Annotated in this window: 15 protein-coding genes; 7 read left to right on the top strand and 8 right to left on the bottom strand. The window is 58.3% G+C overall.

The genetic code is table 11. The features are described 5' to 3' along the window. The 4 genes from B0G52_RS36410 to B0G52_RS34090 form a co-directional block, all read left to right on the top strand. The coding region (locus B0G52_RS36410) for an ABC transporter permease (RefSeq protein ID WP_233163328.1) at positions 1-589 on the top strand (589 nt) is incomplete at its 5' end. A 17-nt stretch (positions 590-606) separates the two neighbouring features. Continuing rightward, complete coding sequence (locus tag B0G52_RS34100) at positions 607-1,452, top strand: ABC transporter permease (RefSeq protein WP_094050902.1); 846 nt, start codon at positions 607-609, stop codon at positions 1,450-1,452. A gap of 53 nt (positions 1,453-1,505) precedes the next feature. Continuing rightward, on the top strand, positions 1,506-2,549 hold the full coding sequence (locus B0G52_RS34095; RefSeq protein ID WP_094050901.1) for an LLM class flavin-dependent oxidoreductase: 1,044 nt from the start codon (positions 1,506-1,508) through the stop codon (positions 2,547-2,549). Positions 2,550-2,805: 256 nt separating this feature from the next. Continuing rightward, the gene (locus B0G52_RS34090) at positions 2,806-3,588 is read left to right on the top strand and encodes a TerC family protein (RefSeq protein WP_094050900.1); all 783 of its coding nucleotides are present in this window, start codon (positions 2,806-2,808) and stop codon (positions 3,586-3,588) included. A 306-nt stretch (positions 3,589-3,894) separates the two neighbouring features. On the opposite strand, the gene B0G52_RS34085 is transcribed toward B0G52_RS34090, so the two are convergent. The 4 genes from B0G52_RS34085 to B0G52_RS34070 form a co-directional block, all read right to left on the bottom strand. Continuing rightward, complete coding sequence (locus B0G52_RS34085) at positions 3,895-6,477, bottom strand: S-layer homology domain-containing protein (RefSeq protein WP_094050899.1); 2,583 nt, start codon at positions 6,475-6,477, stop codon at positions 3,895-3,897. A 128-nt stretch (positions 6,478-6,605) separates the two neighbouring features. Then, a complete protein-coding gene (locus B0G52_RS34080) occupies positions 6,606-7,448 on the bottom strand; it encodes an ROK family protein (RefSeq protein ID WP_094050898.1) in 843 nt (280 codons plus the stop codon). 20 nt (positions 7,449-7,468) lie between these two features. Further along, complete coding sequence (locus B0G52_RS34075) at positions 7,469-8,641, bottom strand: winged helix-turn-helix domain-containing protein (RefSeq protein ID WP_094050897.1); 1,173 nt, start codon at positions 8,639-8,641, stop codon at positions 7,469-7,471. A gap of 30 nt (positions 8,642-8,671) precedes the next feature. Next, positions 8,672-9,250, bottom strand: coding sequence for a YcxB family protein (locus tag B0G52_RS34070; protein WP_094050896.1), 579 nt, complete (start codon positions 9,248-9,250; stop codon positions 8,672-8,674). Between the two features lie 144 nt (positions 9,251-9,394). On the opposite strand from B0G52_RS34070, the gene B0G52_RS34065 reads away from it, so the two are divergent. Further along, positions 9,395-9,754 (top strand): DUF3992 domain-containing protein, encoded by a 360-nt coding sequence (locus B0G52_RS34065; RefSeq protein ID WP_094050895.1) that lies wholly within the window; start codon positions 9,395-9,397, stop codon positions 9,752-9,754. A gap of 35 nt (positions 9,755-9,789) precedes the next feature. Beyond that, entirely contained in the window at positions 9,790-10,182 is a 393-nt protein-coding gene (locus tag B0G52_RS34060) for a DUF3992 domain-containing protein (protein ID WP_094050894.1), read from the top strand. Here B0G52_RS34060 and B0G52_RS34055 read toward each other — a convergent pair. The 4 genes from B0G52_RS34055 to B0G52_RS34045 all read right to left on the bottom strand — a co-directional run bounded on the left by B0G52_RS34055 (position 10,141) and on the right by B0G52_RS34045 (position 13,007). Continuing rightward, on the bottom strand, positions 10,141-10,833 hold the full coding sequence (locus B0G52_RS34055; protein ID WP_094050893.1) for an S-Ena type endospore appendage: 693 nt from the start codon (positions 10,831-10,833) through the stop codon (positions 10,141-10,143). The two genes, B0G52_RS34060 and B0G52_RS34055, sit on opposite strands and share 42 nt — an antisense overlap. 138 nt (positions 10,834-10,971) lie before the next feature. Then, positions 10,972-11,325: a hypothetical protein gene (locus tag B0G52_RS36405; RefSeq protein ID WP_233163326.1), complete on the bottom strand. Its 354-nt coding sequence runs from the start codon at positions 11,323-11,325 to the stop codon at positions 10,972-10,974. A gap of 567 nt (positions 11,326-11,892) precedes the next feature. Further along, the gene (locus tag B0G52_RS35790; RefSeq protein ID WP_158223993.1) at positions 11,893-12,054 is read right to left on the bottom strand and encodes a hypothetical protein; all 162 of its coding nucleotides are present in this window, start codon (positions 12,052-12,054) and stop codon (positions 11,893-11,895) included. A gap of 263 nt (positions 12,055-12,317) precedes the next feature. Beyond that, positions 12,318-13,007, bottom strand: coding sequence for an aspartate/glutamate racemase family protein (locus B0G52_RS34045; protein WP_094050892.1), 690 nt, complete (start codon positions 13,005-13,007; stop codon positions 12,318-12,320). A 119-nt stretch (positions 13,008-13,126) separates the two neighbouring features. On the opposite strand from B0G52_RS34045, the gene pdxR reads away from it, so the two are divergent. Beyond that, a complete protein-coding gene (pdxR, locus tag B0G52_RS34040; RefSeq protein ID WP_094050891.1) occupies positions 13,127-14,542 on the top strand; it encodes a MocR-like pyridoxine biosynthesis transcription factor PdxR in 1,416 nt (471 codons plus the stop codon). Positions 14,543-14,728 lie beyond the last annotated feature (186 nt).

Here is a 14,728-nt window from a genome sequence, read left to right as displayed (position 1 = left end):
CGGATCGCCGACAACATGCCCAGCGCGATTCCGACGCAACGGAGCGACCGATGCCGTTATCCGGCTGCTCGCTCTGCTGAGCATATCCATGCCTTCGTTCTGGACGGGGATTCTGTTGATTCTCGCCTTCTCCGTCCATTGGAGCTGGCTGCCGGCAACGGGTTCGGGAGGGTTGCGCGCTTTAATTCTGCCGGCGATTACGCTAGGGATCGCTGGCGCGGGATTCATCGCGCGCATGGTGCGCAACGGAATGCTTGAGGTGCTCAAGGAGCCCTACATCGCCGCTCTGCGGGCCAAAGGGCTGACGGAGAGGACCGTGCTCTACCGCCACGCCTTGCGCAATGCGCTGATTCCGGCCGTCACGCTGCTCGGCATGCTCGCGGGAGAGATGATGGCGGGGGCGGTCGTCATCGAGACCGTATTCGCCAGACAAGGAATCGGCCGCGTGCTGGCGGACGCGATTCTGGCCAAGGATATCCCCGTCGTTCAGGGGGTCGTGCTCTTCTCGGCCGTCGTCTACGTCGTCGTGAATTTGCTGGTCGATCTCTCCTACTCGCTAATCGACCCCCGAATCCGGCGAACCCAATAAACTCTAGGAGGAAAGCCATGACGAGCGCAGAGGTTATCGCGCCCAAAAAAAACCTGGAGCGGCTGCTGCTCGCCTTGTCCGGAGGGGTGCTGCTCTTCCTGATCGCTTGCTCGATCGCTCCGCAGTGGATGGCGACCGCATCTCCCACCGACATGCGGATGGATCGCGTGCTGCTGCCGCCGGGAGGCGACCATTGGTTCGGCACCGACAATCTCGGGCGGGACGTCTACAGCGTCGTCGTCCACGGCAGCCGTTATTCGCTTCTGATCGGCGTCGCCTCGGTGGTGCTCGGATGCTTCGCGGGAACGCTGCTGGGCCTGTTGGCCGGCTACTTCGGCGGAATATGGGACGCGATTATCATGCGGGTCGTCGATACGCTCATGACCATTCCCGGCATTTTGCTCGCGCTGGCGATCGCGGCGTCGCTCGGCCCCGGCATGCGCAACATCGTGCTGGCCGTCGCCATCTCCTCCGTTCCGGGGTACGCGCGGATCATGCGAGGCGGGCTGCTGTCGCTCCAGAACCGTCCGTTCGCCCTCGCCGCGCGTTCGCTCGGAGCCTCGCGGCCGCGCGTTTTCCTCCTTCACCTGCTTCCCCATTCCCTGCCTCCCGTCCTCTTGATGGCCGCGCTCGGAATCGGCTCCGCCATCCTCGCGGGCTCGGGGCTGAGCTTTCTCGGGTTGGGAGAGTGGAAGGAGGTTCCCGATTGGGGCGCCATTCTGTCCCAAGGAAGAAGCTATCTGACCGTAGCCTGGTGGATCAGCACGTTTCCCGGCATCGCCATTACGCTGTTCGTCCTGTCGATCAATCTGATCGGCGATCGGCTTCGCGATGTTTTCGATCCGGCCGGACCGCTGGAATAGAACGCGCTTCACGACCTAATTCCCGACGAACGACTAACGAAGGAGATGACAAGATGACTATCCAATTAAGCGTGCTGGATCATAGCTGGATTACATCCGGACAAGACGCCGCAGCGGCATTCGCCCGGACAATCGAGCTTGCGCAGCGGACCGAGGAGCTCGGCTATTCCCGCTTCTGGGTGTCGGAGCACCACGATACGCCCAATATCGCCGGCTCTTCGCCGGAAGTGCTGATCTCCCATCTGCTGGCCAAAACCGATCGCATCCGCGTCGGCTCCGGCGGGATCATGCTGCAGCATTACAGCCCGTACAAGGTGGCGGAGAACTTCAATGTCTTGGCTTCGCTCGCCCCCGGAAGAGTGGACTTGGGAATCGGACGCGCCCCCGGCGGACTGCCGAGGGCGACGGCGGCGCTGAGCCCCTATTCTCCCCATGCGCCTTCCGTCGACGAGAAGCTGGAGCAATTGGCCTCGCACCTTAAGGAGGCCGTTCCCGAAGATCCTTCCGTCGCCGGATTAAGGGCGATCCCGATCCCCCCTTCTCCGCCGGAGCTCTACGTGCTCGGCTCAAGCGAGAGCAGCGGACTGCTGGCCGCGAAGCTGGGACTGCCCTACGTCTTCGCGTTGATCATCAACGAAGATGTAGATGCCGCGGCTCGGGCATTCCGGCTCTATCGCTCGAACTTCCGCGAGAACGCGGCCGGACCGCGGGCTCTGCTCGCTCTCTCGGTCATCGTCGGGGAAACGGACGAGGAAGCGCAGCGGCTCGCGTCGGAGAATGCCCGGATCAAATTTATTTTCGAGAATGGGCAGACTTACACGGCATTGTCGCGACAGGAAGCGGCAAGCCTCCGATTCCAAGGCCGCTATACGACCCGATCGCAGCCGCAGCAGACGGTGTTCGGTTCGAAGGTTTCCGTTCGCCGGAAGCTGCTGGAGCTGCAACGAGACTTCGGCGTTGAAGAGTTTCTCGTTACGACCATTCTGGAGGACTTCGACGCGCGGGTTCGCTCCTACCGGCTTCTGATGGACGCGTTCCCCGAAGCTGCGGAGAGCCGGACCGCTTCCGCCAAAGCCGCTTATCCGAAAAACGTTTGATCCCGATTGAAACCTCGGATGCGGCCGCACGTATTATTTTTCTAAATGAGACTTGCCGCAACCGAATAGTCCGACTCCAAAGGGGAGTAGCTGTACAATAAAGTCGTCAATACGAGAGCCGCGGCTCTCCGGCTTTGTTGGCATTGCCTTAACGGTGCTGTTAGCGAGACCTTTGTCCAACAAGGCGAAGGTCTCTTCGCATTCTTGGGAAGAATAGACGGTAGGCTCATCTTACTTTGCGCTAGGGGGACTTCGCATGGATATCGGATTGCTGTTGGAGTATGGATGGGTGCTGCTCGTACTGATCGCTCTCGAGGGGCTGCTGGCAGCCGACAATGCGCTCGTGCTCGCCATTATGGTGAAACATTTGCCCGAGCAGCAGCGGAAAAAGGCTCTCTTCTACGGTTTGGCGGGAGCGTTCGTGTTCCGGTTCGCTTCTCTGTTCGCGATTTCGTTCCTGGTGGACGTGTGGCAGGTGCAGGCGCTCGGGGCGCTCTATCTCCTGTTCATCGCGCTGAATCACATTTTCCGCAAGGTACTCGTGAAGAAAGGCGAACAAAGCGCCGAGGAGAAAAAGGAGAAAAAGCAGTCTGGATTTTGGGCGACGGTGTTCAAGGTTGAGGTCGCGGACATCGCCTTCGCGATCGATTCGATCCTCGCAGCGGTCGCGCTGGCCGTGGCGCTGCCGGCGACGACTTTGCCGCGAATCGGGGGAATGGACGGCGGACACTTCATCGTCATTTTCCTGGGCGGCTTCATCGGGCTGTTGATCATGCGTTTCGCCGCGAATCTGTTCGTGAAGCTGCTCGAAAGCCGGCCGTCTCTTGAGATCGCCGCGTTCGTCATCGTCGGATGGGTCGGCGTAAAGCTGGCGGTCCATACGCTCGCGCATCCGTCCCTGCACGTCATTCCGCACTCGTTCGCGGAGTCGACCGGATGGAAGCTGACCTTCTACGCCGTACTGCTGATTATCGCGCTGAGCGGCTGGCTCCTGTCCGGCAGGAAGAACAAAGACAACGAATCCGTTCGGGCGGCGTGACTTGCGTGGGCCGGGCGCTGCCTCGGGCGGCGTCCGGGCCTTTCTTCATTCCGGCAGCGCATGCGCTTGAAGCGCGGCTTTCGCCGCTTCCATGTAGCCGACACAGGTGGTTATCGCGCCTCCGATCACCATCACATCGGGGTTGTACAAATGAACCGGATTAGCCGGCGTATAGCCGAAACACGTATCGGCCCGGTGAACCCGCTCAACCGTCTGCTCGTCTCCGTCCGCAAGCTGGCTGGTTAAAAAAATCCGCCCAAGGCTTCTGGCCTTAGACGGATTTCGAGACAGTTAAGCCTGTCACGCTCAGTGCTTCAAATAATGATACAACCTGACGAACAACGCAGCGGTCTCCGCGCGTGTCGCTGCAACCTGCGGAGAAAACAACTCGCTCGGCTTGCCGACAAGAATGCCTTCTTGCTGCGCCCGATACACGGCGAACCTCGCCCAGACCGGAATCGCAGAGTCGTCTCCGAATACGGTGAACGGCTTGTCCGATTCCGTCTTCCAGCCGGCGATCCTCGCCAGCACAACCAACAGCTCGGAACGCGTAATCGAAGCCTGCGGCCTGAAGGAACCGTCTGTGTATCCCCGCAACCATCCTTGTGCAGTTGCAACGGCAATCGCTTGTGTCTCCGATGCCGAGAAGTCGGATTGATCCTTATAGCGCAATATAGCCGAGGCGCTATTCTTCTCCTTCTCTTCTATCAGAGATAGGAACTGAACGAGTGCTTGCGCCAATTCTCCCCGAGTAATCGTCCCGGTCGGCGCAAACCGAGTTGTTGACAGTCCATCCAAAATATCGAGCGCAACCGCTTCGCAAATTTCTTCTTTCGCCCAACTGCTGTTAATATCCTCGAACGAACAAGCGCCAGGCTTGATCGGAGGTTCCGGCGATGGGCTTGGCGACGGCTCCGGTGACGGACTTGGCGATGGGCTCGACGTTGGACTTGGCGACGGCTCCGGAGAAGGGCTCGGCGTCGGGCTTGGTGTTGGGCTTGGCGATGGCTCAGGCTGCACGCCTATGAGAACGCCGCTGGTGTCGCCAACGCTGTTAAGCGTCAAGTCGGCCTGAACGCCATAGCCAGCCAAACTAATCAATTTCCCGTTATTGCCGTATAGAGCGCTGTCCAGCGCAATGCCGTCCGTATCGGAATCCGTAGGTTTGATCAGATACTGGAAGGTCATGGCGTCCGTCCCAACGCCGCTATAGTAAAGAGCGTACTGAGGGGAGCTTCCGATCGTGATCGGCACTCGTGGGTAAGCGGTCTGCACAGTGACCGCCTCCGAGAAATGCACGGTAAAATAGATCGTCGTTCCCGATGCATATGTGCCTGCGCTCGGCACATCGACCGAAGTAATCGTCGGCGTCGGAGCGTTCAAAATAACCAGAAAATAGCTCGTTGGAGCAGCAACTGTCGGGTCGCTCGGATTGCCTCCCAGATCGACAATGGCGCCATTGGCGCTGTCCAGAGATCCGATCTTAATTCCGTCCGTGTCCAGGTCGGAGCTTTGCACCGTATAACGGAAGATGAGCTTTCCCGTTCCGCTTCCGGACACATACTCGGCGTAGACCGCCTGTGTGACGGAACCGTTGCCCATTTCCAGCCTCAGACGGGGATGATCGACCACTTTCACCTTCTCGCTGAAATCCAGCCTGAAATCAAAGCTCTCCCCTGTCGTATAATTGCGATTGGCCGGAATCGATACACTCGTCACTTGCGGAATCGTCGCATCTACTTGCACGTCCGCAAGCGCAAGCTTATACACAGCGGTGGACAGCGGCGTACCCAAGCCATTATCGATCTGTCCGCCGTTCAGATTGATCGCACTGCCGGCAACGATGCCGTTCGCATCCTCGTCTCCGTTTTGTACCGTATACCGGAACGTCGCCTGATTGCCGGTCGCTTGCAGGAAATTCGCCTGTCGGGACGCACTGCCCACCGTAAGCGGAATAAACGGGATGCCCGTCACGACAACAGGCTCGTGATATTCAATTGTAAAATCGATAAACTCTCCCGCACGATAGACGGCTGAGGCAGGAATTTGCTGTTTGACCGGCGGCACGGGCGTGACGATAGACGGCTGAATCGCAATTCCTTCCAAAGATCGATCCATTGCTGCGGGAAGCGTACGATTAATCGGATTGCGAGCCGGGTTGTCCTGGATCGCGCCCCCATAGAACTTGATTTCGTCGCCAACTGTAATTCCGTTAGCCTCAAGTCCGGGTTCTATTGTATAGCGGAAGACAACCTTGTCATGACCGATCGTGTAAAACTCCTCCGCCCGAACCTGAGTGCCACCGATGTCAAGCGGCAAGTACGGTATACCCCCGCCTACATTGACAACGATATTTTCTGAAAAGTCTACAGTAAACAGCAGCTCGTCCCCAGGCCGATACACTCCGTCTGCCGGCACGGTAACCGATTCAATCATTGGTGCGGTTGTGTCTATGAGTACTGACGTATGCAGCACGGAAGCTCCGCCTGTCCCGAAACCGGTTCCAAGAACGGCATCTTCGCCCGAACCGTTGCGGATCGTCGCTCCGTTTAATTGAATCGGACCGACTACATCAATGCCGTCCGCATCGTTGTCTCCCGGTTGAACCGTATAAATAAAGCCGACATACTGGCCGGATCCGCCGGAATACAGCGCCTCCCGCTCCGTCCCTCCGACATCCAGCTTCAAGCTTGGCGTACCGCCGACAACTTGCACGTTCTGGTCGAACACAACTGTAAGATTAAAAAACTCCCCTTCCGTATACGGCTTCACAGGAAAAGTATTAAGTCCCGTAATTGTCGGAGAAGCGGCATAAACTTTAAGCGCTCCAAGCGGTAAGGTAATCAGCCCAAACACAAGCAGTACGGCAACAAACCTTTTCCACGCCATCTAGGCACCCCTTCCGATTTGTACAGCCTCTCTCGGATTATATCATTTTTTTCGGGACATGCCTCTATTGTTCGTGCCTTGCGCCTGCTTACGATGCGATCCCGGCGAGCGACCGCAGCCATTTACGCTCAGTTCGCCTCTAGCTTGCGAATCCACTCTCTTGCACCGTATGCGATGACCCGCTTCGCAACGGCGGGAGACGCGATCGTGCAGCAAGCGAGCAATTCCGGCAGCGCGCGCTCCCGCAGCGCGGCTTTCGCCGCTTCCATATACCCTTCGTAAGTCGGCGTTCTTCCGCCGACAACGATCACATCCGGATTGTACAAATGCACCAGATTCGTTAACGCATACCCGAAGTAAGTCCCCGCCTCGCGGACCCATCCGGCAACCCGTTCGTCTCCGGCTAAGAGCCGCTGCCGCAAAGCGGCATCGTCCAGACCCGCGCGATTCAAGATGGCGTAGCCGCTCGCCAGCGAATCCAGCAATTGCGGCTCGCCGTCCGTCGATACGATCATGTAGCCCAGCTCGCCGCCCCATCCTTTCGCCCCGCGCAGCAGCTCGCCCTTGACGACGACGCCCGCCGCGATAAAAGCGTCGACGAGAACGACGATCACCGTATCGCGATCCGAATACCGCACGGCTTCGGCCATCGCCGCCGCTTTGACGTCATTGATAAAGGCGACGGGTGCCCCGGCGACCGAGGCGAACGCTTCGGCCGTCGCGCCGGTCAGCGCCGGAACGACATGGCTCAGCTCCACTTTATCGTTGCCCGCAACAAGCCCCGGCATCCCCATGCCGATTCCGCTCGGCTTATACGGAAGCTTGCCGACGAAAGTCGCGACCGCCTGCTCAAGCTGCTCCAGCGTACACTCTCGGCCGGTCGGAGCCTCGTTCTCCAGCACCCCGTACGGAGTGTCGGCCATCAAATAGATACTGTCCCCGTCGATCTCCACGCCTACATAGCGATTCATCTTTTTTTCTCCCCGTTTCTTTATCGTTCCGCTGACCGGTAATGCGTGCCGAGCTGACCGGCGAACCGCTCAAGGCCGCGCTCAATGCTCGCCTTCATCCGTTCGTCTTCCGTGTCTATGCCGTCTTCCCACCACCAATTATGGAAGGAGAGCGGCGCGTTCTTGCGATGCTTGACCGGATCGAACCGGGCGACGATCCGATCTCCATAGACGACGGGCAGCACGTAGTAGCCGTACTGTCTCTCAGCCGCTGGCTTGTACACTTCCCAGCGATAATCGAAGTCGAATAGCTCTCGGATCAGATTCCTGTCCCACATGATGTTGTCCAATGGAGCAAGGACGCTGGTCCGTTCGTTCGGGCTGTCGTCGGACAGCGCCTCCTCCAGCAGGGGCACGTCTTCGCTGCGCACATATAGCGGATGCTGCACCCCTTTCACTTCGACGGGGACGATCTTCCCCTCTTCCGACAGCAAGGCGAAAGCATCGTTTCGCTCCCGGCTCTTCAGCCCGCGGATGCCGATCCAGGCGTCGCTCGGCCTGTTCCACAGCAGCCCGACGCTGCCGATTCGCCTCAGCACGAACCAGGCGTAATAACGCCCGTCCGTCTCGAACGGGTCGGATGCCGAGAGATGCTCTGACGGAATGAGACGCTCGATCAGATCGTAATACTTGCGGGTATGCGACTTATGATGAATGCCGAGCCGCCCGGCATGGTACATCGCTTCCAGCGCCGCACGGGACAATCTCGTCGGTCCCCATGCCCAGTCGACCTTCTCGTTGTCGTCCAGATCGCCGGAGCACAGAGGTCCCCTGCTCTCGATCTCGTTCCGGAACCGCTCCGCGACGTCTTCGTTCGCCCGGTACCAAGCCCCATGCTGCTCGCGAAGACGCGAGAAGTACGGCCAGTCCTCGACGGGCAGAATCGACATGCATTTGTCCCAGTAATCGACCAGCTTGCGATCCTGATACAGCAGCTCGGATAGCATGGCGGGCTCGAAATCCTCGACTTTGGAGCGCAGCACCAGCTCTGGATTGGGGCCGACGACGTTAAGCGGGTCGAACTGGATGCAGCCGACGCGCCTAATGTAAGCAAGTACGCCCTCTTTGCCGCGAAACCGAAACTGGCCGCTCAACCCGTGATAGAACAGCAAAAACTTTCTCGCCTGCGACTTGGTCATCGATATTGCGGTCATTTTCGCACCTCGGGGGTTATTTGTCGGCGTCTAGCGTTTGCGCAGCTTATTCCCTGCCAGTTCCCCGAACATCCGGGACAGCTCCTCCGGTTGGCCGGTTACGATATCCGCCTTGGGAATAATGAAAGCTTGCAGATTGCTTATGTAGATGTAAAAGCTCGTTTTCGACTCGTAGATGCGGTAGACGCTGTCCCACCCCGTCTCCAGCGTGGTCTTGAGATTGGGGTTGACGGTTTCACTGAACAATGTGTTGCGATCGAAGCGATAGTATACATTTTTCATGCTGGCGTACATTTTATTCGTTTTCAGATGCCGCTTGCCGGCCAGCGCCAACGTCAGCAGCATCAAGAGCGGAGTACCGGCCGCGACTGCCCACAGGGTGTATGCGGGAGCAGACTCTCCGTCCAGAAAAGCCAGCAAACCTAGAATCCCGAACAAAACAGGCGGCAAATAGGATAAATACCAGGTTCTGCGGAAGAGATGAAACCGATTGAACCTATGATACTCTTTCCCCCCGTTCTCCGTTCGCACTTCGAAAAAATCCGACAATTGTTCCACCTCGACGAATAGGATGACGACGACCGCGCTGAGCCGTCGATGATCATTCACTTATTCTACCAAATCCGACAAATCTCCTTTTTTATGTAATTTCGATAAGGTTCACGGAAACTTTGGGTATGCATCCACGCAAAAATGGGACAATTCGCATTAGCTATCTTACACTACCGAATCCGTAAAGGAGCTGCTTCGCGAATGGGGTGCAATTGCTCGTCTTCCGCTTTATCCTGCTGCCCGGAGAAGGAATATGTCCAAGATAAAGTATGCAGTCCGTGGGCCGGGGCCAACACGACGACCTTGACCGTGTACACGAACAATCTGAGTCAAAATATTGTCGGCACCGGTTTTCTGCGCTTCGATTCGGGTCCGGGCACCATTACGCTCAACATTCTCGACAGCGCGGGCGGAACGATCGCCACTTTCCCCACCATTGCCGCAGGAACCAGCATCTCTTTTACTTATCGCCGATTCGCTACGATTCAAGTCGTCACCGCCGCGACGGTCGGTCAGTATGAAGGAGAGTTCTGTATTACGACCCGATATCCCGTGAGCTGATCCATTATCATTCTCGACAAAGGTGTTGATTCGAATTGGCCTGTAACTGCGCGCCATCGGCGCTAGCCTGCTGTCCGGACCAGGAATACGTTCAGGATAAAGTGTGCAGCCCTTGGACGGGAACGGTAACGGATACGGACGAGGATCCCGTCACCATTGTCGTCTATGACAACAACATTGGCCAGAGTCTGTCCGCGACCGGCTACTTGCAGTATGCATCCGGCCCCGCGGACATTTCTCTCCAGCCCGTCGACTCGAGCGGGAACGACATCGGAGCCCCTATCGTCATCTCGCCGGGAACGACCACTTCATTCACGTTTCGCCGCTTCGCCCAGCTGCAGGTCATTCTTCCCGCATCCGACGAAGGAGCGAACGACGGTATTTACTCAGGCGAGCTCTGCATCACGGTCCGATACCCGCTGCCCTAAGTTTCGTTCTCCCAGCCTGAAGAAAGCGGTCACGCAGTATTTCCCTTCGATGACTCCCGCCTTGTTCTCTGTCGGGGCAATATGAATCGATCTGATGTTTCGGTCCGTGAATGTTCCGGTCGTTCCCGGATCGATCCGCAGGACGAACGATCCGTCGCCGGCAATGATCGCTTCAAGGCTGCCGCTGCTGGAAGCATCGTTAAATATAGACACTTGAGTCAGCTCCGCCTGTATGCCTGGGGACATCGTCCACAGTTGCTGCGGGCTTGTTTGGTTTTCCTGAACGAGAAAGTTGCCGCAGCATTCCTTCTCCGTCAGTTGAGCGGCTTTCTCGACAGGAGGACGGGGCGCGGCGGGGTCCCACAATACGGTCGAGTTGTCGGTCGAGCGCCATAGTTGAGGAAAAGGCGGAGGCAGCTTCCGCGCTCTGCGGATTTTCCCGCGGGACGGGCGCTTGCGGGAAGGGCAGCATTTTCGGCAGAGACGGCGCTTTCTCCGTATGCGGCAGCGTTGGCGTCGACTGGTCGTTTTCGAGGCTTTGGTCGGCTTCGAAGCTTTGGTCGGCTTGGCGGCTTTCGCGAGACAGAGAAGGGATCGCAGCAAAATTGCGTATAACCGCGCTTTGCCCGACTTGTATATTCTCCTCTTCAATTGCGATCGCCCTCCCTTGCTCCGAACGGTATTACACCTGCTTTCTTGTATTAGATGAAAGAGGCGGTCAATTGGTTAGCCCTTTCGGGGCGATAGGGTCAAAAGAAGGCGATTGCCCACCCTCCTTCGACATGCGGGTCAAGCAATCTGGTGGATGGACCAGAAGATGCCTTCGTTCTCGGTTCCGCCGAGAGATATGTTGATCCCCAGCGTATCGGACGCGTAGACCAGGACAACCGTGTCGCCCGCATTCAGTTCGACGTCGCCCGCCAGCGTAATCGAACCGCTGCCCAGAATAACCCTGAGGGTGAGCAGCAGCGCGATATTGACGTTCAGCACCGGGAAAATACCGGTTATCAGCTCGGTAACGACGGGGGACGTCCTGCGCACTCTGAAGGAGGGGAAGACGCCGGCGCCTAGTTGAATGGTCAGCGCGGCGAGAGTTGTATAATTGATCGTTGCTTTAACCGAATATCTTCCCGTTACCGGCACCGTAAAAACGCCGGTAGTCGCGTTAAAAGCCGGGTTTCCGTAGTAGGGGCTCGCAGTCGACCAGTTCGTCAGCGTAGCGTTGGCATTGACGGTAACGTTGTTGATTCTGGCGGAAAAGCCGTTGGTTGCGAAGTTGGGGCCGGTTGGGCCGGTGGGTCCTCTGGCTCCGGTCGCACCTGTTGGACCTGTTGGGCCTGTTGGACCTGTTGGGCCGGTTGGGCCGGTCGCGCCTGTCGGGCCGGTCGGTCCAGTCGCACCTGTTGGACCTGTTGGGCCTGTTGGACCGGTTGGGCCGGTTGGACCTGTTGGACCTGTCGCGCCGGTTGGGCCGGTCGCACCTGTTGGCCCGGTCGGACCTGTTGGGCCTGTCGGGCCCACGGGCTCCTCCGTTCCATCGCAAAATAAAGGGGCGCAGACATGGCAGTGCGTCCTCTTGGAAGATGATCCGTCAACAAACCCGACTCCGTTCGCACAATCCGAACTGCAGCCGAAGTCGTCTCCCGCCTTCCCGCAGCACGACCTCATTCCCCATCCCCCATCTCCGACAATCTGTACAGGCCTTACACACTATTCAATGATTTTCCCTTCTATTTTGCTTGCGCTCTTGCCTTCGTTTGCTTGAATGGTTTTTTCGCCGCCCCGACTAATGGACAGCGGCCATGGCCGGGCATGACGGCTTCCGAGCCGGTACTCGGCACGCACAAATTCCAGCGCATCCCCCGCCGTCATCTTTCATCCCCTTCTTTTATTTATGGTGAGAATCGTTATCAATATAATGAAGGAAAGAAAACCCGGTTCCGGACAGGAAGAGGGACGACGGAGATCCCGATGTACTGTATGGCAGCTCTCTATGGAAGAACCTTCCGGCGGTCAAAAACGGTCATGTGTTTTTCATCGATCCGAAAGGCTCTTACTACAACGACCGATCTCCCTGGATGCTCAGTTGGAGCTCATCGCGGAAAGCTTCCTCGGCAAGCAGCATTGACAGTCGCTCAAGACAGAGCGAAGCTGACGGCCGCTTCCGCGTGAATAAGCGTCGTATCGAACAAGGGGACGTCTACGTCCCCTTGCTTCAGCAGGAGCGGAATTTCCGTGCAGCCAAGAATGACTCCTTCCGCGCCCCGTTCCCGAAGCCGTTCGACGATTCGCATGAAATCCGACTTGGAATCCGGATTCAGCTCCCCTTTGCACAGCTCGTTGAAGATGACTTCGTGTACGCGAAGCCTGTCCACTTCGCCCGGCACGATCGCGTCGAGTCCTTGCTCCCGGAGACGGTCCGTGTAAAAGCCATGCTCCATCGTATACAGCGTCCCGAGCAGCCCCACTTTCCGCAATCCGTTCGTTTTCACCCGATCCGCGGTCGCGTCCACGATATTCAGCAGCGGAATGCCCACAGCTTGTTGAACCTCGCCGGCTACGACATGCATCGTATTCGTGCAGATGAGAATGGCGTCGCAGCCACCCGCTTCCAGCTTGCGGGCAGCGTCGGCGAGCAGCGCCGCGGCTTCTCCCCATGCGCCGGCCTTCTGCAAGCGCACGACCTCTTCGAAGTCGCAGGAATACAGCATGCACTTGGCCGAATGCAGCCCTCCCAAACGCCGATTCACCCCTTGGTTGATATAACGATAATAGTCGGCGGTCGATTCCCAGCTCATTCCGCCGATAAGTCCGATCGTCTTCATGCAGCGTCGCGCTCCTCTCTATGCAGACAGCATAACATGATATACTGGTATCAATAAGATCCAGATCATCACGATATCGATAGTACCAGTTGCCGTACGGCAAAAAGGAGAATGGCGCAATGCTGTGGTTTCCGGTGGATCGAACGCTTCCAACCTCTCTGACCGTGCAAGTGTACGAGCAGATGCGCATAAGGATTTTGCGCAAGGAGCTGCACGAAGGGGAGCGGCTCCCTTCCAGCCGCGAGCTTGCTTCACAGATCGGTGTGTCCCGCAACGTCGTTCTGGAAGCGTACGAGCGGCTGTTGGCGGAAGGTTATCTGGAGGTTCGGCCGCAATCCGGGACCTATGTGGCGGCAGGTTCTTTCTTGCGCTCTTCCGAGCCGGAGCGTACCGATGCGCCCGTCTCCCCGGCCCGCTCTCCGGTTGTTGGCGAGGACGGCATCGACTTCCGGGCCGCCCATCCGGCGACCGACTATTTCCCTCGCGCGGTCTGGGCAAGAATTGCGCGGGAAGTCTGCTTGGACACGCCCGAGCGGGCGTTCGGATATGCCAGCGCCGAAGGAACGCCCGAGCTGAGAGGCGTGCTGGCCCGCTATCTGCTGCAAGCGCGCGGCGTACGCTGCCATCCCGAGCAGATCGTCGTCACGTCGGGAGCGACGCAGGCGCTGCACTTGATTACCGAGCTATTATCCGAAGGCAAGCAAGCCCGAATCGCCGTCGAAGATCCCGTCACAGACGAGATGCGCACCATCTTCACGTACGCCGGCGCTTCTCTGCAGCCCATTCCGGTGGACGACAAAGGCATCTTGCCCGAGAAGCTGGACGAATTCGCAGCGCCGGACTTTATTTTCGTTATCCCCTCCCATCAGTTTCCGCTTGGCGGCACTTTGCCGATTCAGCGGCGCATCCAATTGATCGAATACGCGCGGCGCACCGGCTGCTGTATCGTCGAGGACGATTACGACAGCGAATTCACCTACGAAGGCGTGCCCGTTCACTCCGTTCAGGGACTCGATCCCGAGCGCGTCATCTATGTCGGAACGTTCAGCAAAATTTTGTCCCCCGCGCTCCGTATCGGCTACACCGTCCTGCCCGCCCGTTACGTCGAGACCTATCGCCGCTTGAAATGGTTCGCCGACCGGCACACCTCCACGCTTGAGCAACTGATTCTTGCCCGCTTCATGGAGCAGGGCTACTTCGACAGGCATATTCGCCGAATGAGGAAAATTTACCGCAAGCGCCGCGAAGCGCTCGTCACCAGCCTGCGCCGGCACCTGCCTGAGGCGCAGATATTGGGCGAATCCGCCGGCATGCACCTGGTCGTGGAGCTGCCGGATCAGCGGTTCACCGAACGGACGATGCGCCGAATACACGAGGCGGGCGTGCAAGTGTACGCGGTCGAGCATTATGCCTTGCTGAAAGGAAAGCACGAGCATCAGATCGTCATGGGCTACGGGGGGCTTACGGCGGATGCCATTCAGGAGGGCGTGGTCCGGCTGGCGAAGGCGCTCCGGGGAGCCGCGCATCAGGGCTGAGGAGGGGACCGGCACTGCTCGGCGTGTAGCTCGGGGCACTTTCTTGGCCTTCGCGCGCTCCCCCGGTGTCCATCGACGCTGTAGCACGGAGGCTCGGGGCACTTTTTGAGCCTTGAAGCCCTTCCCCGGTCCTCGTCGACGCTGTGACACAGAGACTCGGGGCACTTTTTTGGCCTTGGCGCTCTC

The sequence above is a fragment of the Cohnella sp. SGD-V74 genome, from assembly GCF_003001675.1.
In the GTDB taxonomy this organism is placed as follows: domain Bacteria; phylum Bacillota; class Bacilli; order Paenibacillales; family Paenibacillaceae; genus Cohnella.
The sequence above is the reverse complement of the archived record's forward strand: the minus strand, read 5'-3'. Positions and strand labels throughout refer to the sequence as shown.